General features: G+C 73.4%; 24 protein-coding genes. 15 read left to right on the top strand and 9 right to left on the bottom strand.

Translation table 11 applies throughout. The features are described from left to right. Positions 1–111 precede the first annotated feature (111 nt). Together thrS and AC5RWQ_RS14695 are read left to right on the top strand one after the other, a co-directional pair. The gene (gene thrS / locus AC5RWQ_RS14700) at positions 112–2115 is read left to right on the top strand and encodes a threonine--tRNA ligase (RefSeq protein WP_494283279.1); all 2004 of its coding nucleotides are present in this window, start codon (positions 112–114) and stop codon (positions 2113–2115) included. 110 nt (positions 2116–2225) lie between these two features. Next, positions 2226–2783, top strand: coding sequence for an HIT family protein (locus tag AC5RWQ_RS14695; protein WP_494283278.1), 558 nt, complete (start codon positions 2226–2228; stop codon positions 2781–2783). 11 nt (positions 2784–2794) lie between these two features. On the opposite strand, the gene AC5RWQ_RS14690 is transcribed toward AC5RWQ_RS14695, so the two are convergent. After that, positions 2795–3325: a hypothetical protein gene (locus AC5RWQ_RS14690; RefSeq protein ID WP_494283277.1), complete on the bottom strand. Its 531-nt coding sequence runs from the start codon at positions 3323–3325 to the stop codon at positions 2795–2797. A gap of 102 nt (positions 3326–3427) precedes the next feature. Here AC5RWQ_RS14690 and AC5RWQ_RS14685 point away from each other — a divergent pair, with 102 nt between their 5' ends. Then, positions 3428–4060, top strand: a complete 633-nt coding sequence (locus AC5RWQ_RS14685) for a CG0192-related protein (RefSeq protein ID WP_494283276.1) — start codon at positions 3428–3430, stop codon at positions 4058–4060. A 10-nt stretch (positions 4061–4070) separates the two neighbouring features. Here AC5RWQ_RS14685 and AC5RWQ_RS14680 read toward each other — a convergent pair whose 3' ends face one another. After that, entirely contained in the window at positions 4071–4571 is a 501-nt protein-coding gene (locus AC5RWQ_RS14680) for a hypothetical protein (protein ID WP_494283275.1), read from the bottom strand. A gap of 67 nt (positions 4572–4638) precedes the next feature. On the opposite strand from AC5RWQ_RS14680, the gene AC5RWQ_RS14675 reads away from it, so the two are divergent. Next, positions 4639–5697: an aldo/keto reductase gene (locus AC5RWQ_RS14675; protein WP_494283274.1), complete on the top strand. Its 1059-nt coding sequence runs from the start codon at positions 4639–4641 to the stop codon at positions 5695–5697. A 4-nt stretch (positions 5698–5701) separates the two neighbouring features. Here the strand turns inward: AC5RWQ_RS14675 and AC5RWQ_RS14670 are convergent, their stop codons facing one another. Next, positions 5702–7864, bottom strand: a complete 2163-nt coding sequence (locus AC5RWQ_RS14670) for an elongation factor G-like protein EF-G2 (RefSeq protein WP_494283273.1) — start codon at positions 7862–7864, stop codon at positions 5702–5704. A gap of 254 nt (positions 7865–8118) precedes the next feature. Between AC5RWQ_RS14670 and pgsA the strand changes: the two genes are divergently transcribed. The 7 genes from pgsA (at position 8119) to AC5RWQ_RS14635 (ending at position 14089) form a co-directional block, all read left to right on the top strand. Continuing rightward, positions 8119–8739, top strand: a complete 621-nt coding sequence (pgsA, locus tag AC5RWQ_RS14665; protein WP_334484411.1) for a phosphatidylinositol phosphate synthase — start codon at positions 8119–8121, stop codon at positions 8737–8739. Further along, on the top strand, positions 8736–9653 hold the full coding sequence (locus tag AC5RWQ_RS14660) for a phosphatidylinositol mannoside acyltransferase (protein WP_494283272.1): 918 nt from the start codon (positions 8736–8738) through the stop codon (positions 9651–9653). The genes pgsA and AC5RWQ_RS14660 overlap by 4 nt, the downstream gene beginning before the upstream one ends. A gap of 16 nt (positions 9654–9669) precedes the next feature. Further along, complete coding sequence (locus AC5RWQ_RS14655; protein ID WP_494283271.1) at positions 9670–10839, top strand: glycosyltransferase family 4 protein; 1170 nt, start codon at positions 9670–9672, stop codon at positions 10837–10839. An 8-nt stretch (positions 10840–10847) separates the two neighbouring features. Continuing rightward, complete coding sequence (locus AC5RWQ_RS14650) at positions 10848–11351, top strand: hypothetical protein (protein ID WP_494283412.1); 504 nt, start codon at positions 10848–10850, stop codon at positions 11349–11351. A 185-nt stretch (positions 11352–11536) separates the two neighbouring features. Next, positions 11537–12454 carry a pyridoxal 5'-phosphate synthase lyase subunit PdxS gene (gene pdxS, locus AC5RWQ_RS14645; protein WP_334484402.1) on the top strand — a complete coding sequence of 306 codons (918 nt, stop codon included), beginning with the start codon at positions 11537–11539 and terminating at the stop codon, positions 12452–12454. A 62-nt stretch (positions 12455–12516) separates the two neighbouring features. Beyond that, positions 12517–13119 (top strand): pyridoxal 5'-phosphate synthase glutaminase subunit PdxT, encoded by a 603-nt coding sequence (gene pdxT / locus AC5RWQ_RS14640; protein WP_494283411.1) that lies wholly within the window; start codon positions 12517–12519, stop codon positions 13117–13119. Between the two features lie 217 nt (positions 13120–13336). Then, positions 13337–14089 carry a YebC/PmpR family DNA-binding transcriptional regulator gene (locus AC5RWQ_RS14635; protein ID WP_494283270.1) on the top strand — a complete coding sequence of 251 codons (753 nt, stop codon included), beginning with the start codon at positions 13337–13339 and terminating at the stop codon, positions 14087–14089. Positions 14090–14171: 82 nt separating this feature from the next. Here AC5RWQ_RS14635 and AC5RWQ_RS14630 read toward each other — a convergent pair whose 3' ends face one another. Continuing rightward, positions 14172–15173: a glycoside hydrolase family 113 protein gene (locus tag AC5RWQ_RS14630; RefSeq protein ID WP_494283269.1), complete on the bottom strand. Its 1002-nt coding sequence runs from the start codon at positions 15171–15173 to the stop codon at positions 14172–14174. Between the two features lie 49 nt (positions 15174–15222). Between AC5RWQ_RS14630 and AC5RWQ_RS14625 the strand changes: the two genes are divergently transcribed. Together AC5RWQ_RS14625 and AC5RWQ_RS14620 are read left to right on the top strand one after the other, a co-directional pair. Continuing rightward, positions 15223–15903, top strand: coding sequence for a TetR/AcrR family transcriptional regulator (locus AC5RWQ_RS14625; protein WP_494283268.1), 681 nt, complete (start codon positions 15223–15225; stop codon positions 15901–15903). Positions 15904–15934: 31 nt separating this feature from the next. Further along, positions 15935–16495 carry a GNAT family N-acetyltransferase gene (locus AC5RWQ_RS14620; RefSeq protein WP_494283267.1) on the top strand — a complete coding sequence of 187 codons (561 nt, stop codon included), beginning with the start codon at positions 15935–15937 and terminating at the stop codon, positions 16493–16495. Positions 16496–16544: 49 nt separating this feature from the next. Here AC5RWQ_RS14620 and AC5RWQ_RS14615 read toward each other — a convergent pair whose 3' ends face one another. The 3 genes from AC5RWQ_RS14615 to AC5RWQ_RS14605 all read right to left on the bottom strand — a co-directional run bounded on the left by AC5RWQ_RS14615 (position 16545) and on the right by AC5RWQ_RS14605 (position 18618). Then, a complete protein-coding gene (locus AC5RWQ_RS14615; protein ID WP_494283266.1) occupies positions 16545–17492 on the bottom strand; it encodes a permease prefix domain 1-containing protein in 948 nt (315 codons plus the stop codon). After that, a complete protein-coding gene (locus AC5RWQ_RS14610; protein WP_494283265.1) occupies positions 17489–17830 on the bottom strand; it encodes a PadR family transcriptional regulator in 342 nt (113 codons plus the stop codon). Before AC5RWQ_RS14610 ends, AC5RWQ_RS14615 begins: the two co-directional genes overlap by 4 nt. A 137-nt stretch (positions 17831–17967) precedes the next feature. Next, positions 17968–18618, bottom strand: a complete 651-nt coding sequence (locus AC5RWQ_RS14605; protein WP_494283264.1) for a hypothetical protein — start codon at positions 18616–18618, stop codon at positions 17968–17970. Between the two features lie 173 nt (positions 18619–18791). Here AC5RWQ_RS14605 and AC5RWQ_RS14600 point away from each other — a divergent pair, with 173 nt between their 5' ends. Further along, positions 18792–20210: a serine/threonine-protein kinase gene (locus AC5RWQ_RS14600; protein WP_494283263.1), complete on the top strand. Its 1419-nt coding sequence runs from the start codon at positions 18792–18794 to the stop codon at positions 20208–20210. Here the strand turns inward: AC5RWQ_RS14600 and AC5RWQ_RS14595 are convergent. Continuing rightward, entirely contained in the window at positions 20207–20764 is a 558-nt protein-coding gene (locus AC5RWQ_RS14595) for a hypothetical protein (RefSeq protein ID WP_494283262.1), read from the bottom strand. The genes AC5RWQ_RS14600 and AC5RWQ_RS14595 overlap by 4 nt on opposite strands. Continuing rightward, on the bottom strand, positions 20757–21296 hold the full coding sequence (locus AC5RWQ_RS14590; RefSeq protein ID WP_494283261.1) for an RNA polymerase sigma factor: 540 nt from the start codon (positions 21294–21296) through the stop codon (positions 20757–20759). Before AC5RWQ_RS14590 ends, AC5RWQ_RS14595 begins: the two co-directional genes overlap by 8 nt. A gap of 242 nt (positions 21297–21538) precedes the next feature. On the opposite strand from AC5RWQ_RS14590, the gene dnaE reads away from it, so the two are divergent. Beyond that, complete coding sequence (dnaE, locus tag AC5RWQ_RS14585) at positions 21539–25072, top strand: DNA polymerase III subunit alpha (RefSeq protein WP_494283260.1); 3534 nt, start codon at positions 21539–21541, stop codon at positions 25070–25072. Positions 25073–25098: the final 26 nt, after the last annotated feature.

Raw genomic sequence — 25098 nt, 5'->3', positions numbered from 1 at the left:
GGACACGGTGGCCGTTCCTTTCCCGACGACCGGGCGGAAACGGGCGGCAGATAGCATCGCAGGGGGCCGGATACCGGCCGCTTCCGTACCGTCTGCAGCTGAGGAGTCACCGTGTCCGCACCCCGTACCCCCGTCGTGGCCGACCCCGTCGTCGTCGCCGCCGGGACGACGGCTGCCGACGCGGTGGCCGCGGCCGGGCTGCCCGCCACCGGCCCGAAGGCGATCGTGGTGGTCCGTGACCCGCAGGGTCAGCTGCGCGACCTGGACTGGGCGCCGGCCGAGGAGACCAGCGTCGAGCCGGTCAGCCTCGACTCGCCGGACGGGCTCAACGTGCTGCGCCACTCCACCGCGCACGTGCTCGCCCAGGCCGTGCAGGACGTCTTCCCCGAGGCCAAGCTCGGCATCGGCCCGCCGATCGAGAACGGCTTCTACTACGACTTCGCGGTGGCCAAGCCGTTCCAGCCGGACGACCTGGCCAAGCTCGAGAAGCGGATGCAGGAGATCGTCAAGTCCGGCCAGCGGTTCCGCCGCCGCCGCTTCGACAGCCTGGACGAGGCGAAGGCGGAGCTGGCCGCCGAGCCGTTCAAGCTGGAGCTGATCGACGTCAAGGGGGAGGGGCTGGATTCCTCCGAGGTGATGGAGGTGGGCGGCGGCGAGCTGACCATCTACGACAACCTCGCCGCCAACGAGGACAAGGTCTGCTGGTCGGACCTGTGCCGGGGCCCGCACCTGCCGAACACCCGGCTGATCGGCGCGTTCAAGCTGATGCGCTCGGCCGCCGCCTACTGGCGCGGTTCGGAGAAGAACCCACAGCTCCAGCGGGTGTACGGGACCGCCTGGCCGACCCGGGATGAGCTCAAGGCGTACCTCAAGCTGTTGGAGGAGGCCGCCCGGCGCGACCACCGCAAGCTCGGCGCGGATCTCGACCTGTTCAGCTTCCCCGACGAGATCGGCTCCGGGCTGGCGGTCTTCCACCCCAAGGGCGGCATCATCCGCCGGGAACTGGAGGACTACTCGCGCCGCCGGCACGAGGAGGCGGGGTACGAGTTCGTCAACACCCCGCACATCACCAAGGGCCAGCTCTTCGAGACCTCCGGGCACCTCCAGTGGTACGCCGACGGCATGTACCCGCCCATGGAGATGGAGGGCGCGAACTACTACCTCAAGCCGATGAACTGCCCGTTCCACAACCTGATCTACCGGTCCCGCGGGCGGTCCTACCGGGAGCTGCCGCTGCGGCTGTTCGAGTTCGGCTCGGTCTACCGGTTCGAGAAGTCCGGTGTGGTGCACGGCCTGACCCGGGTGCGCGGCATGACCCAGGACGATGCGCACATCTACTGCACCCAGGAGCAGATGGACGGTGAGCTGAAGTCCCTGCTCACCTTCGTGCTGCAGCTGCTGCGCGACTACGGCCTGGACGACTTCTACCTGGAGCTGTCCACCCGCAACCCGGAGAAGTCGGTGGGCACCGACGAGAACTGGGAGCGGGCCACCGAGGCGCTGCGGTCGGCCGCCGAGGAGTCCGGCCTGAACCTGGTGCCGGACCCGGGCGGCGCGGCCTTCTACGGGCCGAAGATCTCCGTGCAGGCCAAGGACGCCATCGGTCGGACCTGGCAGATGTCGACCATCCAGGTCGACTTCAACCTGCCGGAGCGGTTCGGGCTGGAATACCAGGCCGCGGACGGCAGCCGGCAGCGGCCGGTGATGATCCACCGGGCGCTCTTCGGCTCGATCGAGCGTTTCTTCGGCGTGCTCACCGAGCACTACGCGGGCGCGTTCCCGGCCTGGCTGGCGCCGGTGCAGGTGATCGGCATCCCGATCCGCGAGGACCACACCGACTACCTGCACGGTTTCGTCGCGGCGCTGCGGGCCGAGGGGATCCGGGCCCAGGTCGACACGGGCGACGACCGGATGCAGAAGAAGATCCGCACCGCCCAGCAGCAGAAGATCCCGTTCATGGTGATCGCGGGCGACGACGACGTGGCCGCCGGTACGGTCTCCTTCCGGTACCGGGACGGCTCTCAGCGCAACGGCGTGCCGATGGCCGAGGCGGTCACCCACGTGCTCGACGTGGTCGGCTCGCGCGCCAACTCCGGTCCGTCCGCGGAGAGCTGAGCCCCGAGCGGCCGCAACTCGCCGCCGGTCAGGTGCCCGGCTCACCCCGGGCACCTGGCCGGCCGGTCCGGACGGGTGGAATCCACCGCGGTGACCGTAGGATCGGCGATGTGACTGGGGCGGAGCGGCACTTCCACGACGGCACGGACAACGGCTTGGCGGACGGGCTCGACCGGCTCTGGACGCCACACCGGATGACGTACATCTCCGGCGACGACCGACCCGAGGGCGGCTACGAGAAACGCACCGGCTGCCCGTTCTGCCTGGCGCCCGGGCTCCCCGCGGAGGAGAGCCTGGTGGTGGCCCGGGGCGAGCACGTCTTCGTGGTGTTGAACCTCTACCCGTACAACCCGGGTCACCTGCTGGTCTGCCCGTACCGGCACGTGGCCGACTACACCGAGCTGGACCCGGCGGAGACGATCGAGCTGGGCGTCTACACCCAGACCGCGATGCGGGTGGTCCGGCACGTCAGCAGCGCGCACGGGTTCAACCTCGGCATGAACCAGGGCGGGGTGGCCGGCGCCGGCATCGCCGCTCACCTGCACCAGCACGTGGTGCCGCGCTGGGGCGGCGACGCGAACTTCATGCCGGTGATCGGCCGGACGAAGGTGCTGCCGCAGTTGCTCGCGGACACCCGTGAGCTGCTCGCCAAGGCCTGGCCGGCCTGAGCCGGGCCGGATCAGCGGCGCCGGAGGCGGGCCAGCCGCCGGCGGGTGGCGGCGGCGGTCCGTTCCGCGGCCTCGGCCCGGTCGACGGCCAGCCGGGCCCGGACGGCGAGCTGGCGCAGCCGGCGCTGCACCATCCGGTCGCCGTGCCGGGCGATCCAGAGGCTGACCGCGGCCAGCGGCAGCTCGACCAGCGCGGCCAGCAGCACCGACAGCATCAGGTCCGGACCGGCCTGGGTGGTGGTGACGTCGAACCAGGCGTCCACCAGCAGCATGGTGGCGGTGCCGCTCGCGGCGACCACCACCTGTCGGTGGCCCCGGAAGGCGAGGAGGGCGGTCAGCGCCAGCATCGCCACCAGGCCCAGGTCGAAGCCGACCCAGGCGGCCCGGTAGTGCACCGCCACCGCGTGCCGGGGCAGGGTCAGCGCGAGGTAGCCGATCCAGGGCAGGGTGAGCAGCGCCAGCGCCGCGAAGGTGGGTGCCACCCATGGGGGCGCCGGTCGTACCTCGGTCGCCTGCTCGATCTGATCCGCCGTGACGCTCATCCCGCCTCCGGCCGCTGTAGTGCCTCCCCGGTCGGGTCGCCAAACCACCCGGTCGCGCCGCGGGGCGGCGGCGGACCGGACGCCGCGTCTATGATCTTGCGCATGGCCCTGCTGCATCGCGCCACGCTGCGCCCCACCAAGCTCGAACTGCTGGCGGAGTGGCTGCCGCGCCGCCGCTGGTATCAGGGCCCGGCCGGCGTGGACGTGGAGCGGGTCGCCGGCTACCGGTTCGACGACCCGGCCGGTGAGGTCGGCATCGAGACGATGCTGGTCCGGGCCGGTGACGGGCCGGTCCACCAGGTCCCGCTGACCTACCGGGACGCGCCGCTGGCCGGCGCCGACGGCTGGCTGGTGGGCACCACCGAGCACTCGGCGCTCGGCCGCCGCTGGGTCTACGACGCCTGCGGCGACCCGGTCTACGCCGCCGCCCTGGCCGCCGCGATCCTCGCCGGGACGGGCCAGGCGGAGGAGTACTTCGAGGTCGACGGGGTCCGGGAGCGGCGTGCCCCGAGCATGGCCATCGAGAGCAGCGGCACCGACGGCGCCGGCCTGCCCGAGGTGGGTACGTCCCGCCGGGTGGTCGACGCCGACCCGGCGCTGATCGTCACCGACACCGTCGAGTTGGCGGTGTTCCGCCGCCTGGACGGCGCCGCCCCGTCGACCGGCGTCGCCCTGACCGGCACCTGGGAGGGGCAGCCGACCCCGGTGCCGCTGGCGTACGCCACCCGGCGCTGACCGCCGCCGGTCACCGCGGCCCGCCGGCGCCCTCCGCCGTCAGCCCCGCCACCAGCTCCGGCCAACTCTCCACCCGGTGCACGCCGGCCAGGTGCGCCACGTGCGCGTCCACCTCGTCGGGCCGGGGCTGGAACAGGTAGCGGTGCGGCACGGAGTCGAGGTAGCCGAGCACCTCCAGCCGGTCGTCGACGAAGTGGGTCAGCCCCAACCGCGCCGCGATCGGCGCCTTCTCCGGCCGGGTCCGGCAGAAGTGCAGCCGCTCCGGGCCGATCCGGGTGCGGGCGTGGAAGTCGTGGTGGGCCAGCCACTCCCGGGTCCGCCGCTCGGTGGGCTGCTCGCACGTGCTCACCACGTACACCGCGTCGAAGAGCGGACTCAGCGTGGCCAGCGCGTCGAACACCCCCTCCACCGGCGGCGTACGCAGGTAGTGCGGACCGAAGAACGAGGTGTCGTCATCCGCGTCGGTGGCGGTGATGATCACGCCACCGACGTCCACGCCCAGCCGTCGCATGTGGTCGATCATGCACGATGCGCCAGGTTCTTGCCCTCCAGCGCGCTCGAGGTGGCACGATGCGGCGATGGCAGGAACCACACGGACGTTGGGTCGCAGCGGCATCGAGGTCAGCGCCCTCGGGATGGGCTGCTGGGCGATCGGTGGCCCCTGGGCCGAGGGCGTCCGGCCGCTGGGGTGGGGGGCGGTGGACGACGAGGAGTCGGTCCGCGCCGTCCGTCGGGCGCTCGACCTGGGTGTGACCCTCTTCGACACCGCCGACACGTACGGCGCCGGGCACGGCGAGCGGGTGCTCGGCCGGGCGCTCGCCGGCCGGCGGGACGACGCCGTGATCGCCACCAAGTGGGGCTACACCTTCGACGAGCGGTCCCGCCAGGCCACCGGCGAGGACACCTCGCCGGCGTACCTGCGCCGGGCGGTCACCGACTCGCTGCGCCGGCTGGACACCGACCGGATCGACCTCTACCAGCTGCACCTGGGCGACCTGCCGCTGCCACGGGTGGAGGCGCTGGTCGACACGTGCGAGGAGCTGGTCGCCGACGGGTTGGTCCGGGCGTACGGCTGGAGCACCGACCGGGCCGACCGGGCCGCCGCCTTCGCCCAGTCGGCGCCGCACGCGACCGCCGTGCAGCACACCCTGTCGGTGCTGCGGGACGCCCCGGCGATGCTGGAGGCCTGCGAGAAGCACGACCTGGCCAGCGTCAACCGGGGTCCGCTCGGGATGGGGCTGCTCACCGGCAAGTACACGACCGCGTCGACGCTGCCCCGCGACGACGTGCGCGGCGTCGCCCCGACCTGGCTGGAGTGGTTCCGGGGCGGCCGGCCGGCGCCGGAGTGGTTGCGCCGGGTGGCCGCCGTGCGGGGCGCGCTGACCGCCGACGGCCGGACCCTGACCCAGGGGGCGCTGGGCTGGATCTGGGCGCGCAGCGGGCGCACGGTGCCGATTCCCGGCTGCCGTACCGTCGCCCAGGTCGAGGAGAACGCCGCCGCCCTGCACCTGGGCCCGCTGGCGCCTGACCACTTCGCCGAGGTCGAACGCCGGCTGGCCGCCCTGCGCACGGCGGCCCTGCGGGACGCCGACCGCCCCTACTGGCCGATGCCCCCGGTGCCCGCCGCGCGCCCCTGACCCGTCAGCCCTGGTTCGGGTGTTCCTTGCGGGCCTGGTCGGCGAGGTGGGTGGGCATGGGGTCGTGCCGGACGAACCGGCGGCGGAAGGTGCCGGTGCCGGCCGTCATCGAGCGCAGCTCGACGGCGTAGCGGAGCAGCTCGGTGGCGGGGACCTCGGCCCGGACCACGGTGCGAGCCTCGGCGTCCGGGTCGGGCTCGGTGCCGAGCACCCGGCCGCGGCGGCCGGACAGGTCGCCCATCACCGCGCCGACCGAGGTGTCGGGCACCCGGATGGTGACCTCGTCCACCGGCTCCAGCAGCGCGGGCTGGGCCTTCTCCGCCGCGTCGCGCAGGGCGAGCGACCCGGCGGTCTGGAACGCCGCGTCGGAGGAGTCGACGCTGTGCGCCTTGCCGTCGACCAGGGTGACCCGCAGGTCCACCACCGGGTGCCCGGCGACCAGGCCGCGTTCCATCTGCGCCCGGACGCCCTTTTCCACGGACGGGATGTAGTTGTGCGGCACGGCCCCGCCGACCACCTTGTCGACGAACTCGAAGCCGGCGCCGCGGGGCAGCGGTTCCACCTCGATGTCGCAGACGGCGTACTGGCCGTGGCCCCCGGACTGCTTGACGTGCCGGCCGTGACCCCGGGCCGCGGTGGTCAGCGTCTCGCGCAGCGGCACCCGGACCGGCTCGGTGTCCAGCTCGACGCCGCCCGCGCGTAGCCGGTCGAGGACGACGTCGGCGTGCGCCTCGCCCATGCACCAGAGCACCAGCTGGTGGGTCTCCGGGTTGCGCTCCAGCCGCAGGGTGGGGTCGCCGGCGACCAGCCGGGCCAGGTTGCGGGCCAGGGCGTCCTCGTCGGCCCGGCTCTTCGCCACGACCGCCACGGGCAGCAGCGGCTCGGCCATCTCCCACGGCGCGATGAGCAGCGGCTCATCCTTGGTGGAGATGGTGTCGCCGGTCTCCGCGGTGCCCGACTTGGTGATCGCACAGATGTCCCCGGCGACGCAGGCGGTCACCTCGCGCAGGGTCGCGCCGAGCGGGGTGTAGATGTGCCCGACCCGCTCGTCGGCGTCGTGGTCGGGGTGGCCGCGTTCGGCCATGCCGTGCCCGGAGACGTGCACCACCAGGTCGGGGCGGAGCGTGCCGGAGAAGACCCGGACCAGGGAGACCCGCCCGACGTGCCGGTCGACGGTGGTCTTGACCACCTCGGCGACCAGCGGGCCGTCCGGGTCGCAGCTCAACGGCGGTCGGGGTGAGCCGTCCACTCCGGTGATCTCCGGCAGGTCGTGCTCGAGCGGCGACGGGAAGGCCGAGACCAGCCCGTCGAGCAGGGCGTCCAGGCCGACCCCGGTCTCCGCGCAGACCGGCACCACCGGATAGAAGTGCCCTCGGGCGACCGCCTTCTCCAGGTCGGTGATGAGCACCTCGGTGTCGATCTCCTCGCCACCGAGGTAGCGGTCCATCAGGGTCTCGTCCTCGCTCTCGGCGATGATCCCCTCGATCAGCTCGTCGCGGGCCTCCAGGATGGCCGGCAGGTGCTCCGGGTCCGGTTCCCGGACCACGGCGGGCAGGCCGGCGGAGTAGTCGAAGACCCGCCGGGTGATCAGCCCCATCAGCCCGGCCACCGACACGCCGTCGTCGCCGAGCATCGGCAGGTAGAGCGGGAGCACGTTGTCGCCGAAGACCCGCTGACAGAGCGCCACCGCCTCGTCGAAGTCGGCGCGGGGGTGGTCCAGCCGGCTCACCGCGACGGCGCGCGGCATGTCGACGGCGGCGCACTCCTCCCAGAGGGCGGCGGTGGCGGCGTCCATCCCGTCGACGGCCGAGACGACGAAGAGCGCCGCGTCGGCGGCCCGCAGGCCGGCCCGTAGCTCGCCGACGAAGTCGCCGTAGCCGGGGGTGTCCAGGAGGTTGACCTTGACGTCGCGGTGCAGCAGCGGGGCGCAGGCCAGGCTCACCGAGCGCTGCTGGCGTACCGCCGCGGGGTCGTGGTCGCAGACCGTGGTGCCGTCGGCGACCGTGCCGGCCCGGCCGATCGTGCCGCTGGCGGCCAGCAGGGCCTCGACCAGGGTCGTCTTGCCGGCCCCGGAGTGCCCGACGAGCACCACGTTGCGAACCCTGTCGGGCTCGGTCACCACCGGTGCGGTGCCGGTGGTCCCCTTCTCCGTGTTCTTCTGCGCCATCGCGGCGCACCTCCCTCAGCCGGTGGTGGGTGGCGACCGCCGCGCGCGACGGGGAAGCGGGCCCGAGCCGGGTGCCGCGGCGATATCCTCCGGTGGTCTGCTGGACGACGAACGGTCAACGGGCGGGTCGGTGAGCTGGCTCACCTCCCACACCCGATCTCACACCCGTCATCGACCCGGCACAAGCCTCCGTCGGGCGGGTCGGACGACCGGCCGTATCGGCGGGCGCTGCCGACCGTTATCGTGGGACCGCCATGGCGAAGATCTTCCAAGTGACGGCCCGCGCGGGGATGACCCGCGTCGTGGAGCCGGTCGCGCGCGGCTTGCTCCGCGCGGGTGTGTCCCCCAACGCGGTCACCGTGACCGGCACCGTCGGCGTGCTCGCCGGCGCCTTCGGTTTCGGCGCTCGCGGCCATCTGGTCGCCGGCGCTGTGATCGTCACGGTGTTCGCCCTCACCGATCTGCTCGACGGGACGATGGCCCGGATGAGCGGCGGCTCCACCCGGTTCGGGGCCTTCCTCGACTCGAGCATGGACCGCGTCGCCGACAGCGCCGTCTTCGGCGCGGTGGCGTACTGGCTGGCCACCCAGGGTGACCATGCCGGAACGGCGGCCGCGCTGATCTGCCTGGCCGCCGGCGGGCTGGTCTCCTACGTGAAGGCCCGGGCCGAGGGGCTGGGGATGACCTGCAACGTGGGCATCGCCGAGCGCACGGAGCGGCTGCTGATCGTCGGGGTGGGCGGTGTGCTCACCGGCCTCGGCGTCCCGCTGGCCCTGGAGATCGCGCTCTGGGCGCTCGCCGCCGTGTCGATCTTCACGGTCGGGCAGCGGATGGCCCACGTGTACCGGCAGGCCCAGCTGGTCGGCCGGGAGTGAATCTCACCGAACTCGGCTACGTCGCCGGCTGGCGCCTGGTCCGGGCGTTGCCCCGGCCCGTCGTGGCGGCGGCCTTCCGGGCGGGCGCCGACCGCGCCGCCCGGCGCAACGGCGGGGGTACGGCCCGACTGCGCGTCAACCTGCGGCGGGTGGTCGGCCCCGAGCTTCCCGAGGCCGACCTGGACGCCCTGGTCAAGCAGGGCCTGCGCTCGTACGCCCGGTACTGGATGGAGGCGTTCCGGCTGCCCGCGCTGAACCGGGCGCAGATCCTCGCCGGCTTCCGGCTGGACCCGGCCGGGGTGGACAAGCTCGCCGGCGACGTGGCCGCCGGTCGGGGCGCGGTGGTCGCGCTCCCGCACGCCGGCAACTGGGACGCCGCGGGCGCCTGGGTGGCGGCGACCGGCTGGCCGATCACCACGGTCGCCGAGCGGCTCAAGTCCGAGGCGCTCTATGAGCGCTTCCTCGCCTTCCGCCAGGGCCTGGGCATGGAGATCCTGCCCACCCACGGCGGCCCGCGGCCCGCCTTCGACGTGCTGGTGGACCGGCTGCGGGCCGGCGCGGTGGTGCCGCTGCTGGCGGATCGGGACCTCTCCGCGCGCGGCATCGAGGTCGACTTCTTCGGCGGCCGGACCCGGATGCCCGCCGGCCCGGCGCTGCTGGCGATCCGCACCGGCGCGCCGCTCTACGTCGCCTCGCTGTGGTACGAACCGGACACCGCGTGCGCCTCGCTCGAGGGCCCGATCCCGCTGCCCGATCCGGACTCGGCGCCGCTGGACGCCCGGGTCCGGGTGCTGACCCAGCGGATTGCCGACGGTCTGGCGGCGGGCATCGCCCGGCATCCGGAAGACTGGCACATGTTGCAGCGGATGTGGCGCGACGAGCGGGTCGCCGCCCCCGCCACCGGTACGGCCTGACGGGAAGGGCGCCTACGTGCGGATCGGCATCGTGTGCCCGTACTCCTTCGACGTCCCTGGCGGGGTGCAGAACCACGTCATGGACCTGGCCGAGGCGCTGCTCGAGCTCGGTCACGAGGTGAGCGTGTTCGCCCCGGCGGACGAGGACTCCACGCTGCCGCCGTACGTGGTGTCGGCGGGGCGGGCGGTGCCGCTGCCGTACAACGGGTCGGTGGCCCGGATCGCGTTCGGGCCGGTCTCCACCGCCCGGGTGCGGCGCTGGATCACCCGGGGCGACTTCGACGTGCTGCACGTGCACGAGCCGTTGACCCCCAGCCTGTCGATGCTCGCGGTGCTCTGCGCCCGCGGCCCGGTGGTGGCCACCTTCCACACCGCGATGACCCGGTCCCGGGTGCTCGCCGCCGCGCAGGGCGTGCTGCAGATCCTGCTGGAACGGATCACCGCCCGGATCGCGGTCAGCGCGCTCGCCCGCAAGGTGCAGGTCGAGCACATGGACGGCGGCGCGGTGGAGATCCCCAACGGGGTGGCGGTGGCGAAGTTCGCCGGCGTCGAGCCGTTGCCCGGCTGGCCGGGGGAGTGCGGCCCGGGCACCGGCGGCACGCTGGGGTTCCTCGGCCGGTTCACCGAGGCCCGCAAGGGCTTCCCGATCCTGCGGGACGCCTTCGTGGCGCTCGCCCCGCACCGGCCCGGTCTGCGCCTGCTGGTGGCCGGCCCGGGTGACCCGGACGACCTGTTCGGGCGGTTCCCGGCCGAGCTACGGGACCGGGTGACCTTCCTCGGCATCGTCTCCGAGCCGGACAAGGCGCGGATGCTGCACAGCGTGCACCTCTACGTGGCGCCGAACACCGGCGGGGAGTCCTTCGGGATGATCCTCACCGAGGCGCTGGCGGCGGGCACCACGGTCGTCGCCAGCGATCTGGACGCGTTCCGCCGGGTCCTGGACGGGGGGCGGGCCGGCCGGCTCTTCCCGACCGGCGACCCGGTGGGGCTGCGGGCCGCGCTGGCCGAGCTGCTGGACGATCCGGCGGGCCGGGCCGCGCTGACCGCCTGCGGCGACCAGGTGGTGGCCCACTACGACTGGCCGGTGGTGGCCCGCCGGGTCGTGGAGGTGTACGCGGCGGCCATCGAGGCCACCGACGGTCGGGTCATGGACCAGGAATGGGCGGGGCTGGGCGGGACGGTGTGACCACTACGATGCCGCACATGTGGTGGGTGGTGGTCGCGGCGGTCGTCGTCGGCCTGGTCGTGGCGTACCTGATCTGGACGGCCGGCCGGGTGGAACGGCTGCAGGCCCGGGCGGAGTCGGCGGCCCGCGCGCTGGACGCGCACCTGCTGCGCCGCGCGGCGGCCGCCGCGGTGCTGGCCGAGCGGCGCTACGGCGTGGAGCTGTACGCGGCGGCGCGGATCGCCCTGGACGCCGTGCCGGAGGAGCGGGAGGCCGCCGAGAACGACCTCACCCGGCAGCTGCGCTCGGTCCGGCTGGACCCGGCCGACCCGGCCTGCGAGTCGGTGATCGCGGCCAGCCGCCGGCTCGCCCTCGCCCGGCAGGTGCACACCGACCTGGTCCGCGACGCCCGGACGGCGCGCAGCCGGCCGGTGGTGCGGCTGTTTCGGATGGGGCACCGGCACGACTGGCCCCGCTACTTCGACATCGACGACCCCACGCTGGCGACGCCGGCGGACGTCCCGGCCGGCTGAGCGCCGCACCGGCCCGGTCACCGACCGGCTGGGCGGAATGTCCCGTATCGCCGCGGGGCCCCGGCGCGGTGATGGCGGCCACAGTGCAGGCCACCGTGGGTCTGATTGGCTGTGGGAGCGGCGTTGACCCCGTCGTAGCATCAGTCGTAAGCCACCCCCTGAGCACGTCCGAGGAGCGATAACCCGTGCCCGAAACCACCTCCCCGAACGCCAATGGCACGCCCGTCGTCGGCACCGCCCGCGTGAAGCGCGGCATGGCCGAGATGCTCAAGGGCGGCGTGATCATGGACGTGGTCAACGCCGAGCAGGCCAAGATCGCCGAGGACGCCGGCGCCGTCGCCGTGATGGCGCTGGAGCGGGTCCCCGCCGACATTCGCGCCCAGGGCGGCGTGTCCCGGATGAGCGACCCCGACATGATCGACGGGATCGTCGCGGCCGTCTCCATCCCGGTGATGGCCAAGGTCCGGATCGGCCACTTCGTCGAGGCGCAGATCCTCCAGTCGCTCGGTGTCGACTACATCGACGAGTCCGAGGTGCTGACCCCGGCCGACTACGCCAACCACATCGACAAGTGGGCGTACACCGTCCCCTTCGTCTGCGGTGCGACCAACCTGGGCGAGGCGCTGCGCCGGATCACCGAGGGCGCCGCCATGATCCGCTCCAAGGGCGAGGCCGGCACCGGTGACGTCTCCAACGCCACCACCCACATGCGCAGGATCCGGCAGGAGATCCGCCGGCTCCAGTCGCTGCCCTCCGACGAGCTGTTCGTCGCCGCCAAGGAGCTCCAGGCGCCGTACGAGCTGGTCAAGGAGATCGCCGAGACCGGCAAGCTCCCGGTGGTGCTCTTCACCGCCGGTGGCATCGCCACCCCGGCCGACGCCGCGATGATGATGCAGCTCGGCGCCGAGGGTGTCTTCGTCGGCTCCGGCATCTTCAAGTCGGGCAACCCGGCCCAGCGCGCCGCCGCGATCGTCAAGGCCACCACCTTCCACGACGATCCGGACGTGCTGGCCAAGGTCTCCCGCGGCCTCGGCGAGGCGATGGTCGGCATCAACGTCGACGAGATCCCGCAGCCGCACCGGCTGGCCGAGCGGGGTTGGTGAGCGCGAGGAGTGAGCCGGTCTTGCGAGCCCCGCAGTCGCGAACGAAGGACGGGCTGGTGATGGTGGGCGGGCCCACCATCGGTGTGCTCGCCCTCCAGGGTGACGTCCGCGAGCACGTCGCGGCCCTGACCGGCGCCGGCGCGGACGCCCGCCCGGTCCGCCGGCCGGCCGAGCTGGACGCGGTCGACGGACTGGTCATCCCCGGGGGCGAGTCCACCACCATCAGCAAGCTCGCCGACATCTTCGAGATGCGCGAGCCGATCGACAAGCGGATCGCCGGCGGGATGCCGGTCTACGGCTCCTGCGCCGGAATGATCATGCTGGCGACCGAGGTGCTGGACGGCCGGCCCGACCAGCGCGGCTTCGCCGGCATCGAGATGACGGTGCGGCGCAACGCGTTCGGCCGGCAAGTCGACTCCTTCGAGGCGCCGGTGGAGATCACCGGGGTCGAGGGCGAGCCGTTCCACGCGGTGTTCATCCGGGCGCCGTGGGTCGAGCGGGTCGGCGATGGCGTCGAGGTGCTCGGCCGGGTCACCGAGGGCCCGGCCGCCCAGCGGATCGTGGCGGTCCGGCAGGGCAACCTGGTGGCCACCTCCTTCCACCCGGAACTCACCGGTGACCTGCGGCTGCACCGCTTCTTCGTGGAGCTGGTGCGCGCGGCCTGAGCCGGACGACCGGGCCCCCTTCCGCTCCGGTCGGGGGCCCGGCCCAGGCCTGGACCGGTGCGCATGTGACACCGCACCACCCGACCTCGGTAGGATTGCCGCGGTTCGGCTGGGCGCACCGCCCGTCGCAGCCCTCCACCCGACCGCCCGCCGGTCCCGGCGGTGGAGCTGGCGCGGACAGTCGACGCAGGCGTGGGTCAACAGACGGAGGTATGAGATGTCCGGCCACTCAAAGTGGGCGACCACCAAGCACAAGAAGGCCGTCATCGACGCCAAGCGCGGCAAGATGTTCGCCAAGCTGATCAAGAACGTCGAGGTCGCGGCCCGCACCGGCGGCGGAGACCCGGCCGGCAACCCGACCCTCTTCGACGCCATCCAGAAGGCCAAGAAGAACTCGGTGCCGAACGACAACATCGACCGCGCGGTCAAGCGTGGTTCCGGCCTGGAGGCCGGCGGCGCCGACTGGCAGACCATCATGTACGAGGGCTACGGCCCGAACGGCGTGGCGATGCTCATCGAGTGCCTCACCGACAACCGCAACCGCGCCGCCACCGAGGTGCGTACCGCGCTGACCCGCAACGGCGGCTCACTCGCCGACGCCGGCTCGGTGTCGTACATGTTCTCCCGCAAGGGCGTGGTGATCGTCCCCAAGGGCGGCACGACCGAGGACGACGTGATGATGGCGGTCCTCGACGCGGGCGCCGAGGAGGTCAACGACCTCGGTGAGGCGTACGAGGTGGTCTCCGAGCCGACCGACCTGATCCCGGTCCGCACCGCCCTGCAGGACGCCGGCATCGAGTACGAGTCGGCCGAGTCCTCCCTCATCCCCAGCGTGAACGTGCCGCTGGACGAGGAGGGCGCTCGCAAGATCTTCAAGCTGATCGACGTCCTGGAGGACTGCGACGACGTGCAGAACGTCTACGCGAACTTCGACGTCTCCGACGACGTGATGGCCGCCGTCGACGCCTGATATCGGCCGATCCCGCCCGCCGGTCACGATGGGCGTCCAGGCCCGCCCCGCCCCGTGCCGGGGTGGGCCTGGACGGGTCCGGTCAGCCGGCGGCGAAGCGGCGGGCGACCGCGTCGAAGGCCGCCTTGCGCCGCAGCGTGCCGTCCGGCAGCACCGCCACCAGGCCGTAGCCGGCGGTGTCCAGGTCGTGCTCCGGATCGTCGGGCCGGTGGGGGTAACTGAACGCCGCGTACGTGAAGACGAAGGCGCCGTCGACGCCGGCCCGATCGGCCCGGTCGAGCAGTGCACCCACCTCGTCGGCCTGGGCCCGCTCGTCCCGGACCACCGGCTCGCGCAGCCGGGGCGGGTCGGTGTCGCGGTCGACGACGGTCCAGGCGGTCGCGCCGCGCTCGGCGGCCCCCGCGAAGGTGGCGCAGCCCAGTTCGGTCAGCACCACCGGCCGGCCCTCGCGCCGCCACCGGCCGATCGACGCCGCCCAGGCGTCGTGGTCCTCGCCGCCGCGGTAGTGGTCCACGCCCACGTAGTCGAACGGGCTCCAGTCGACGCTCTCGAAGCCGAGCGCCGCGTACGTCACCGGACCGGCGAAGTGGTCGCGGGCGGTGGCCGCGGCGCGGCGCAGGTACCGGTTGAGCGCGCGCGGGAAGGGGCCGTGGCGCAGGGTGCTCCAGAGCAGCCGGCGGGGACTGGACAGGGTGGCCGTCCGGTCGGCGGCGCTCGCCCCGGCCACGACGCCGCGCAGGAACAGGGTGGCCTCCCAGCCGGCGACCAGCACCACCTCGGCGCCGTCGACCCGCAGCCGTTCGGCGTCGTCCGCGCACCGGGCCAGGTGGGCCAGGGCGGCGTCCGGCGCGGCGTCCGGCAGGCCGGGGGAGAGCCAGACCGCCAGGCCCGCCTCCGCGGCGGCCCGCGCCGCCGGCCGGAGCCGGTCGGGGTCCTGGCCGATCAGGCGTACGGCGGTGGCGCCCAGCTCGGTCGCGATCACCCGCAGGTCCCGGGTGACCTGGTCCGGGTCGAATCCGGGGCGGGAGTGCCGGCCCGGCAGCAGCTCGACTCCGGTGTCGTAGACGACGCCGCGGACCCGCATGGCCCCTCCTTATCGATACACCGTATCGCTGCGGATAGACTCTAGCGCCATGAGCGTCGTCTGGGAACGCCCGGAGCCGGCCCGTCGACACCGGCCCCCACTGGACCGCCCGGCGATCGTCGCCGCCGCCTGTGAGGTGGCCGACGCGGGCGGCCTCGGCGCGCTGACCCTGCGCGGGGTCGCGGCCCGGCTCGGGGTACCGCCGATGCGGCTCTACCGGCACCTGGGCTCCCACGACGACCTGCTCGACCTGGTCGCCGACGCGATCTGCGGCGAGATCGCCCTGCCCGGGCCGGACGTCGGCGACTGGCGGGCCCGGCTGCGCGCCTTTGCCGCCGCCACGGTCGCCGTCGCCCGTCGCCACCCCTGGTTCGTCCCGCTGCTCGGCAGCCGCCAGCCGTACGGGCCGCACGGCCTGGCGTACTCGGAAGGGTTGTACGCCGCCCTGGACCGGCCGGACCTGCCCCTGGAGACCCTGATGCACGCCGCGCACGCCTTCCTCGGCTACGTCGTCGGCCAACTCCACCTGGAGCTGCTGCGGGTGCCGCCCGGGGAGGACGCGCACGTGCCGACGCCCGCGCAGCTGGCCTACCTCGCCCGGGCGGTCGGCGACGGCCGGCACCCGACGTTGGCCCGGCTCTTCTTCGAGGGCCGGCAACTCGACGCGGCCGAGGCGTTCGACGCGGGGCTGGAGATCGTCCTCGACGGCATCGCGGCGAAACTGGGCTGACCGGCCAACTCGTTCCCCGTACCCTGCCGGGATGCTCGTCCCCGACCTGCCGGTGCGGACCGACCGCCTCGACCTGCGGCTCTTCACCGCCGACGACCTCGACGCCCTGCACGGCTACCAGTCCCGCCCGGATGTCACCCGCTACCTCTACTTCGCACCGAACGACGAGGCCGAGAGCCGGCGGGCGCTGGCCCGCAAGCGCGCCCGGGTGGCGCTGCGCGCCGAAGGTGACGTGTTGAACCTGGCCATGGTGCTCCGGGAGACCGGCGCGGTGATCGGCGACGTGCTGCTGATCTGGACGAGCGCGGCGCACCGGCAGGGCGAGATCGGGTACGTGCTGCACCCCGACCACGCCGGCCACGGGTACGCCACCGAAGCGGCGCGGGCGATGCTGCGCCTCGGCTTCGACTCACTCGGCCTGCACCGGATCGTCGGCCGGCTGGACGCCCGCAACACCGCCTCTGCGCGGGTGCTGGAGCGGCTCGGTATGCGGCGCGAGGCGCACCTGCGGGAGAACGAGTTCGTCAAGGGGGAGTGGACCGACGAGCTGGTCTACGGGCTGCTGGCGCGGGAGTGGCGGGCCGAGGGCTGAACCCGCCGCCGGCCCGGCGCCCCCGGGTGCGCCGGGCCGGGACCCCGCGTCAGGGGCGGTGCTGGCGGGCCTTGACGACGCTCTCCACCAGGTCCCAGGCGGTGATGGCGGCGACCACCACCACCGCCGTCCGGGCGACGGTGTCGAGCCCGCCCTCGCGCAGCCAGTCGACGCGCGCGACCAGGTCGGGGTTGAGCAGCCGGTCGGTGAGCAGCAGCCAGCTCACCGGGGCGGCGAAGGCCAGGTCCAGCGCGGCGTTGACCGCCACCAGCCGCCAGGTCCACCGCCCGGTGCGGTACTTCATGGCCTCCAGCGCCAGGGTGGCCAGGAGCACCACGACGAGGACCGGCAGCGACGACCGCCAGAGCGCTGGGTCGAGGATCGGGACCCGGTGGCCGTCGGTGTCGGCGACCCAGGACTGGAAGTGCTGCCAGGGCAGGAAGGCGAGCAGCAGCAGCACCATGGCGATCGACGCGCAGGTGTCGGTCAACGTGACGTCCCGCTCGGCGGGCCCCTCCGGCAGCTGGTCGACGGTCCACTCGGGCAGGTCCGGCGCGGCGTTGGTCCGTTCCAGCACGGCGAAGCTCACCGTCACCCAGAAGGCGATCTGCACGCCGGTCTGGAAGGCGGCCGCGATCCCCGCGCCGATCGCCGCCCCCGGCTGGTCGCCGACCGTCGCCTTCAGCACCCCGACCACGACGCCGACCAACGCGGGTACGACGGTGAGCAGCCCGCGCAGCACCCGCTGCCAGACCAGGTAGTACGCCGGGCCGATCAGCTGGAGTCGGCGGTCGGCGTACCGGGCGGCGAGCCGCTCCGGGTGGCCCAGCTCGGTGAGGACGGCCCGCTCGGCGGTGGCCGGGTCCTGCCCGCCGCCGGTCCGGTCCTCGATCATGTCCTCGATGGCGGCGCGCAGTTCGGTGGCGATCTCGGCGCGGCGGGGCGCCGGCACCGCCCGCAGGGTGGCGGCGAGGTAGCGGTCGGTCATGCTGTTCATCGGTCCACTCCTTCGATCAGCCCGGTGACGGAGACCTGCACGGCGGCGAGTTCGGCGAGGAGCCGCCCCAGCACCGTCTCGCCGTCGGCGCTGGTCCGGTAGAACTTGCGCGGCCGGCTCTCCTCGGTGTTCCACTCGCTGGTCAGCAGCCCCTGCTCCTCCAGCCGCCGGAGCAGCGGATAGAGGGTGTTGGCGTCCACGCCGAAGCCGTGCCCGGCGAGCCGTTGCAGCAGCGCGTAGCCGTAATCGGGACGGCGCAGCGCGACCAGGCTGGCGACCACGACGGTGCCGCGCCGCAACTCCTGGAGATGGGTCCGCAGGATCTCCTCGCTAGCCATGCCTTACACAATAGTGTGTGGCACACACCATTGTGGTGCGCTGTGCCAGCACGGCCGACCGGCCGGACACACCGGTGGTCGAGACCACCGGTGTGCCCGGCCCGACGGCTTGTCCGCCGACGCATCGTCGAGGCCCGTCAGCAGGACCGGCCCTGCCGGAAGGCGCGCTCGACGAAGTCCGCCCGTCCGACCTGGAAGTAGCCGACACCGGGGCGGATCGGGTGCCCGGTGTACAGCTCGACCCGCCCGCCGATCCGCACCAGGTACGCCGAGGCGTCACCGGCGTCGTTGCTGATCATGGCGCCGCGCGGTCCGTAGATCTCCTCCAGTTCGGCGAAGGACATGCCGACGCTCGCCCCGGCCGGCGAGCGGGGCGGAGCGGTGGCGGTACCGACCTCGACCAGCCGCCCGTCGCGGAAGGCGAGCAGGACCACGCCCGCCCAGTCGCCGGTGACCCCGGCGCTGACCACGCCGTCGCAGCCGGTTACCGCCCAGTCGATCAGGCCCGCCGCCGAGAGTCGGGCCAGGCTCGCGCCGATCCGGAACGGCCCGGCGCCCCGGACGCTGAGCAGGTCGAGCCGGCCGGCGCGGTCGCCCGCCCCGGCGAAACGGCGGAGATCGGTCCGGGGCAGCGGCGCGGCGGCGATGCCGGCCGGCCCCTCGGCGGCTACGCCGACGCCGGTGGAAGCCCGGGTGCCGGCCGCGGCCGGGCCGGACGTGACGGCCGGCAGCAGGACGGCGGCCAGGGCCAGCGCCCCGGTGAGGACGGTGGACGGGAGACGGTTCATGACTGAACTCCTTCGGTGTGGGTCTGACGTCCTGTTGGTCTCCGCGACGGCGGCATCGGTTCGTCGGGTTTCCGACCCGCGCGCCCGCCGCCGGCGGACGCCGGTCGCGGCGGTCCCCGCCGGCCCGCCCCGCCGGATACCGTCGCAAGGGGACTGCCGACGGGGGTGGGGCGATGAGCACACCGGCGTGGATCGGGTCCTACCGGATCGAGCGGCTGCTCGGGGCGGGATCCTTCGCGACCGTCTGGCTCGGCCACGACCCCGTCCTCGACTCGCGGGTGGCGATCAAGGTGCTGGCCGACAACTGGAGCCACGACCTGCGGGTCCGGGAGCGGTTCCTGGACGAGGCGCGGCTGCTGCGGCGGCTCGACCATCCCCGGCTGACCCGGGTGCACGCCGTCGGCGAACTGCCCGACGGCCGCCCGTACGCGGTGCTGGCCTGGGCCGAGGGCGGCAGCCTGCGGGACCGGTTGGCCGCCGGCCCCCTGCCGGTGGCGGACGCCCTGGACCTGCTCGACCAGATCGCCGCCGGGGTCGCGGTCCTGCACCGGCACCGGGTGGTGCACCGCGACCTCACCCCCGGCAACGTCCTCTTCGCCGCCGACCCGGGCGGCGAGCGGGTGCTCATCGCCGACCTCGGCCTGGCCAAGGCCCTCGCCGCCGCGTCCGGGTTGACCGCCCGCGCCGGCACGCCCGGATACATGGCTCCCGAGCAGGACGATCCGCTGGCCGTGGTGGACACCCGCAGCGACGTGTTCGGGCTGGGGCGGCTCGGGCTCCGGCTGCTCGGCGAACCGGACGGCGGGCCCGGCCCGGCGCGGCGGTGGGAGGACGGCGTACCGGCGGCGGTGACGGCGGTGCTGCGCCGGGCCACCGCGCACCGCCCGGCCGACCGCTACCCGGACGCCGGCGCCTTCCGGGCGGCGCTGCGCCACGCCACCGCACCGACCGGCTCCCGGGGTGTCGTCGGCCGTCCGGGTGCGCGTCGGCAGCCCTGGGGCCGGCGACAAGCGGCCCCGCCGCCCCGCATCGCGCGGGGGCCGGTCCACCGGCTCGGCCTCGCCGGGGCGGGCGCCCTCGCGCTGGCCATCCTGGGCATGGCGGCCGGAGACGCGGGCCCGCCCCGCCCCGACGCCACCCGCGCGACGAGCGGGCCGGTCAGCGTCGCCCTCCCGGCGGGCTGGCGGGCCGCCGGCGCCGGCTGGGCCGGGCAGTACGGCGACGACGGGCAACTGGAACCCGCGCTCGTCCTCTCGGTCGACCCCGACCGGTGGGCGGCCGACCCGGACGTGCCGGGTGCCTTCGTCGGCCTCTCCGCCAGCATCGCCCGGCGGACCACCCCGGAGGGCTTCGTCGCCGAGCGCCCGCACGCGGGTTGCGCGGCCGCGCCGCTGCGGCGGACCCGGCAGGCGGGGATCGACTGGGTGGTGGCCCGGTACGCCTGCCCGGCGGGGCGGCCGGTGCTGGTCGAGGCCGCCGGCCTCGCCGCCGGCCGGGCCGGCCTGCTGTACGTGCAGCTCGCCCCGCCGGCGGGCAGCGGGACGGATTTCGTCGACGCGCTGCTGGCCGGGGTGCGGGTGCGCCCGGGCTAGACCACCACCACCGTGACCGTGTGCGCCGTACCGTCCTGCGGGATGGTCACCCGGACCGTGCCGGCGCGGACGAAGCGGATGTCCACCACGCCGGCCTCGTAGCTGCGCGAGACCAGGTCCTCCCGGTCCACGGTGACCTCGCCCGGGCCGATGCCCTGGATGCGCAGCACCCCGCCGGCGGACAGGCAGAGGGACGTGAACAGCGCCAGTTCGGTCTCGGCGAGGACCAGGTCGTAGCGGACCGGGCCGAGGCAGGCGCTCGGTCGCGGGCTGGGCGAGGGTGTGGGCGTACCCCGGCTCCTGCTCGGTGCGGGCGGGGCCGGCGCGGCCGGTCGGGGTGCCGCTGCAGCCGTGGTCGGCGCGGCGGCGGTGGTCGTGGTGGTCGGGCCGGGTCCAATGGACGTGACCGGCACGGCGGTGGTCGACCCGGTGGCCGCGGCGGTGCCGGGTTGCACCGGCAGCGGGGCGACCGGGGCCTGGCCGCAGGCCGCCACCGGCGCAAGCCCGGCCAGGAGGACCAGCAGGCCCCGCCGCCGGCGCCCGGGCTCACCCACCGGACAGCCGCTGCCGGACCTGTCGGCGGGCCAGGTGGACGCGGGACTTCACGGTCCCCTCCGGCACGTCGAGCAGGGCCGCGATCTCGCGGTAGTTCAGCCCGAGCACGTCGCGCAGAGTCAGCGCCTCGGCGAGTTCGGGGCGCACCGCGTCCAGCGCGTCGAGCAGGTCGAGCCGGGTGCCGGCGACCACGCTGGTGCGCCGGGGGTCGGGCCGATCGGGCAGCGGCACGCCGTCGGCCTCGATCAGCCAGCGCCGGCGCAGCGCCCGGTACGTCGAGCGGGCCCGGTTGGCGGTGAGCCGGTACAGCCAGGTGTGGAACGAGGATCGGCCCTCGAACCGGGTGATCCCCCGGGCGAGCGCCAGCAGCGCGTCCTGGCACGCCTCCTCGGCGTCCTCCCGGTGCGGCAGCAGGCGGGCGCAGAGCCGCAGCACCTCGGGGCGTACCGCCGCCAGCAGCGCGTCGACCGCGCCCGGGTCACCGCGCGCGGCCGCCCTGGCCAGGTCGTCGATGTCGTCAGCGAGGAGCATCACGGCGCTCCCTGTCAGCCGGTGTTCCGTGCCGTCCACGCTACGGCCGCACGGGCCTTCCCGGGTTGCCCGAGTCAGGCAGCCGACCCGGCCACGGTCACCCCGGGCGCGCCCCATGGGAGATCCACACCACCCGGCGGCGGTCTGTCCGCGCGGCTGCTGGAGACGCCCGCGGGGCCGGGGATAGGGTGGGCCGACCGACTTCTCACCACCCATGAACCGACCCGGGGGGGGCGCCACGCATGGGCGATTCGTTCGCGCATCTGCACGTACACACCGAGTACTCGATGCTCGACGGGGCGGCCCGGCTCAAGGACCTGTTCGCCGAGGCCAACCGGCTCGGCATGCCGGCGGTGGCGATCACCGACCACGGCAACATGCACGGCGCGAACGACTTCTACAAGTCTGCGATGGCCGCCGGCATCACCCCGATCCTCGGGGTCGAGGCGTACGTGGCGCCGGAGTCCCGCTACCACAAGGCGCGGGTCAAGTGGGGCCGGCCGGAGCAGAAGAGCGACGACGTCTCCGGTAACGGCGCGATCACCCACAAGACCATGTGGGCCCGCAACGCCACCGGCCTGAAGAACCTCTTCACCCTCAACTCGCGCGCCTCCATGGAGGGCCACTACGTCAAGTGGCCCCGGATGGACATGGAGCTGATCGCCGAGCACGCCGAGGGCATCATGGCCACGACCGGCTGCCCCTCCGGCGCGGTGCAGACCCGGCTACGCCTGGGCCAGTTCGACGAGGCGCTCAAAGTCGCCGCCAGCTACCAGGACATCTTCGGCAAGGAGAACTACTTCCTGGAGATTATGGACCACGGCCTGTCCATCGAGCGCCGGGTCCGCGACGGGCTCACCGAGATCGCCCGCAAGCTGGACATCCCGCCGGTGGTCACCAACGACTCGCACTACACCCACGAGGCGCAGGCCACCGCGCACGACGTGCTGCTCTGCGTGCAGACCGGCAGCAACATCGACGACCCGAACCGGTTCCGCTTCGAGGGCGGCGGCTACTTCATCAAGTCCGCCGACCAGATGCGCGCGGTCGACTCGTCGGAGCTGTGGCAGCAGGGTTGCCGCAACACCCTGCTGGTCGCCGAGAAGGTCGACCCGACCGGGATGTTCGAGTTCCACAACCTGATGCCGCGTTTCCCGGTGCCCGAGGGGGAGACCGAGGAGTCCTGGTTCCGCAAGGAGACCTTCGCCGGCCTGGCCCGCCGCTACCCCGGGGGCATCCCGGAGGGGCACGTCGTGCAGGCGGAGTACGAGCTGGGCGTCATCAACCAGATGGGCTTCCCGTCGTACTTCCTCGTGGTCGCCGACTTCATCCAGTGGGCCAAGAGCCAGGGCATCGCGGTGGGCCCGGGCCGTGGGTCGGCCGCCGGCTCGCTCGTCGCGTACGCCCTGGGCATCACCGACCTGGACCCGATCCCGCACGGCCTGATCTTCGAGCGGTTCCTCAACCCCGAGCGGGTCTCGATGCCGGATGTCGACATCGACTTCGACGAGCGCCGGCGCGGTGAGGTGATCAAGTACGTCACCGACAAGTGGGGTGAGGACAAGGTCGCCCAGATCGCGACCTTCGGCACGATCAAGGCGAAGGCCGCGATCAAGGACTCGGCCCGGGTGCTCGGCTTCCCGTACGCGGTGGGGGACCGGATCACCAAGGCGATGCCGCCGGCGGTGATGGGCAAGGACATCCCGCTCACCGGCATCTTCGACCCGCAGCACCCACGCTACGCCGAGGCCGGCGAGATCCGTGGCCTCTACGAGTCCGACCCGGACGTGCGCAAGGTGATCGACACCGCCAAGGGCATCGAGGGGCTGATCCGGCAGACCGGCGTGCACGCCGCCGGCGTCATCATGTCCGCCGAGCCGATCATCGACCACATCCCGCTGATGCGCCGGGACGCCGACGGGGCGATCATCACCCAGTTCGACTACCCGACGTGCGAGTCGCTCGGGCTGTTGAAGATGGACTTCCTCGGCCTGCGCAACCTGACGATCATCGACGACGCGGTCAAGAACATCGAGCTCAACCACGGCAGACAGCTCGACCTGCTGGCGTTGCCGCTGGATGACCCGGCGGCCTACGAGCTGCTCGCCCGGGGCGACACCCTCGGCGTGTTCCAGCTCGACGGCGGGCCGATGCGCTCGCTGCTGCGGCTGATGAAGCCGGACAACTTCGAGGACATCTCCGCCGTCCTGGCGCTCTACCGGCCCGGCCCGATGGGCGTCGACTCGCACACCAACTACGCGCTGCGCAAGAACGGCCTCCAGGAGATCACGCCGATCCACCCGGAGCTGGAGGAGCCACTGCGGGAGATCCTGGCCCCCACCCACGGCCTGATCGTCTACCAGGAGCAGGTGCAGCGGGCCGCGCAGATCCTCGCCGGCTACACGCTCGGCCAGGCGGACCTGCTGCGCCGGGCGATGGGCAAGAAGAAGAAGGAGATCCTCGACAAGGAGTTCATCCCCTTCCGGGACGGCTGTCGGAAGAACGGCTACTCCGACGCGGCGATCCAGGCGGTGTGGGACGTACTGGTCCCGTTCGCCGGCTACGCCTTCAACAAGGCCCACTCCGCGGCGTACGGGCTGGTGTCGTACTGGACGGCGTACCTCAAGGCGCACTACCCGGCCGAGTACATGGCCGGGCTGCTCACCTCCGTGGGCGACGACAAGGACAAGATGGCGCTCTATCTGTCCGAGTGTCGTCGGATGCGGATCCAGGTCCTGCCGCCGGACGTGAACACCTCGGCCGGGCCGTTCACCCCGGTCGGCACGGACATCCGGTTCGGCCTGGCGGCGGTGCGCAACGTCGGCGCGAACGTGGTCGCCGCGATCATGCGCTGCCGGCAGGAGAAGGGCGACTACACCGACTTCTACGACTTCCTGTCCAAGGTGGACGCGGTGGTCTGCAACAAGAAGACCATCGAATCGCTGATCAAGGCGGGTGCCTTCGACTCGCTCGGGCACACCCGCAAGGGGCTGCTCGCCGTGCACGCCGACGCCATCGACGCGTACGCCGACGTGAAGCGCAAGGAGGCGGTCGGCCAGTACGACCTGTTCGGCGCGGGCTTCGGCGACGCCGACACCGGCGGCAGCACCACCGTCATGCCGGTCATCGGCGACAGCGAGTGGGACAAGCGGGACAAGCTCGCCTTCGAGCGGGAGATGCTCGGCCTCTACGTCTCCGACCACCCGCTCTTCGGCCTGGAACACGTCCTCGGCGCCGCGGCGGACTGCACCATCGCCGCCCTGTCCGAGGAGGGCACCGTCGGAGACGGCGCCGTGGTCACCCTGGCCGGCATCCTCTCCGGCGTGCAGCGCCGGGTCACCAAGCAGGGCCGGGCCTGGGCCTCGGCCACCCTGGAGGACCTCGCCGGCGGGGTGGAGACGCTCTTCTTCCCCAACACCTACGAGGTGATCGGGCAGTACATCGCCGAGGACGCGATCGTGGTGGTCAAGGGACGGGTGGACCGCCGCGACGACACGCCGCGGATCATGGCGATGGACATGTCCATGCCCGACGTCAGCACCAACCCGGCGACCAAGCCGGTCACCCTGACCATCCCGGTGCACCGGTGCACGCCGCCACTGGTGGAGCGGCTCAAGGAGACCCTGGTGCTGCACCCGGGCGACACCGAGGTGCACGTCAAGCTGCTCAACGGGGGGAAGACCACCACGCTGCGGCTCGGGCCGTTCCGGGTGGCGGCGACGACCGCGCTGATGGGCGACCTGAAGAGCGTCCTCGGCCCGGCCAACGTCAGCTGACTCATCCGGAGTTCTTCCGCCTGACC

This window comes from Micromonospora sp. BS32 (genome assembly GCF_059089345.1).
This window is presented reverse-complemented; position numbering and strand designations above follow the sequence as displayed.

Coding starts and splice junctions, on each gene's coding strand:
- AC5RWQ_RS14690 (WP_494283277.1), bottom strand. CDS start 3,325: ATGAGCGTCACGGCGGATCAGATCGAGCAGGCGACCGAGGTACGACCG.
- AC5RWQ_RS14685 (WP_494283276.1), top strand. CDS start 3,428: ATGGCCCTGCTGCATCGCGCCACGCTGCGCCCCACCAAGCTCGAACTG.
- AC5RWQ_RS14680 (WP_494283275.1), bottom strand. CDS start 4,571: ATGCGACGGCTGGGCGTGGACGTCGGTGGCGTGATCATCACCGCCACC.
- AC5RWQ_RS14675 (WP_494283274.1), top strand. CDS start 4,639: ATGGCAGGAACCACACGGACGTTGGGTCGCAGCGGCATCGAGGTCAGC.
- AC5RWQ_RS14670 (WP_494283273.1), bottom strand. CDS start 7,864: ATGGCGCAGAAGAACACGGAGAAGGGGACCACCGGCACCGCACCGGTG.
- pgsA (WP_334484411.1), top strand. CDS start 8,119: ATGGCGAAGATCTTCCAAGTGACGGCCCGCGCGGGGATGACCCGCGTC.
- AC5RWQ_RS14650 (WP_494283412.1), top strand. CDS start 10,848: ATGCCGCACATGTGGTGGGTGGTGGTCGCGGCGGTCGTCGTCGGCCTG.
- AC5RWQ_RS14635 (WP_494283270.1), top strand. CDS start 13,337: ATGTCCGGCCACTCAAAGTGGGCGACCACCAAGCACAAGAAGGCCGTC.
- AC5RWQ_RS14630 (WP_494283269.1), bottom strand. CDS start 15,173: ATGCGGGTCCGCGGCGTCGTCTACGACACCGGAGTCGAGCTGCTGCCG.
- AC5RWQ_RS14625 (WP_494283268.1), top strand. CDS start 15,223: ATGAGCGTCGTCTGGGAACGCCCGGAGCCGGCCCGTCGACACCGGCCC.
- AC5RWQ_RS14620 (WP_494283267.1), top strand. CDS start 15,935: ATGCTCGTCCCCGACCTGCCGGTGCGGACCGACCGCCTCGACCTGCGG.
- AC5RWQ_RS14615 (WP_494283266.1), bottom strand. CDS start 17,492: ATGAACAGCATGACCGACCGCTACCTCGCCGCCACCCTGCGGGCGGTG.
- AC5RWQ_RS14610 (WP_494283265.1), bottom strand. CDS start 17,830: ATGGCTAGCGAGGAGATCCTGCGGACCCATCTCCAGGAGTTGCGGCGC.
- AC5RWQ_RS14605 (WP_494283264.1), bottom strand. CDS start 18,618: ATGAACCGTCTCCCGTCCACCGTCCTCACCGGGGCGCTGGCCCTGGCC.
- AC5RWQ_RS14600 (WP_494283263.1), top strand. CDS start 18,792: ATGAGCACACCGGCGTGGATCGGGTCCTACCGGATCGAGCGGCTGCTC.
- AC5RWQ_RS14590 (WP_494283261.1), bottom strand. CDS start 21,296: ATGCTCCTCGCTGACGACATCGACGACCTGGCCAGGGCGGCCGCGCGC.
- dnaE (WP_494283260.1), top strand. CDS start 21,539: ATGGGCGATTCGTTCGCGCATCTGCACGTACACACCGAGTACTCGATG.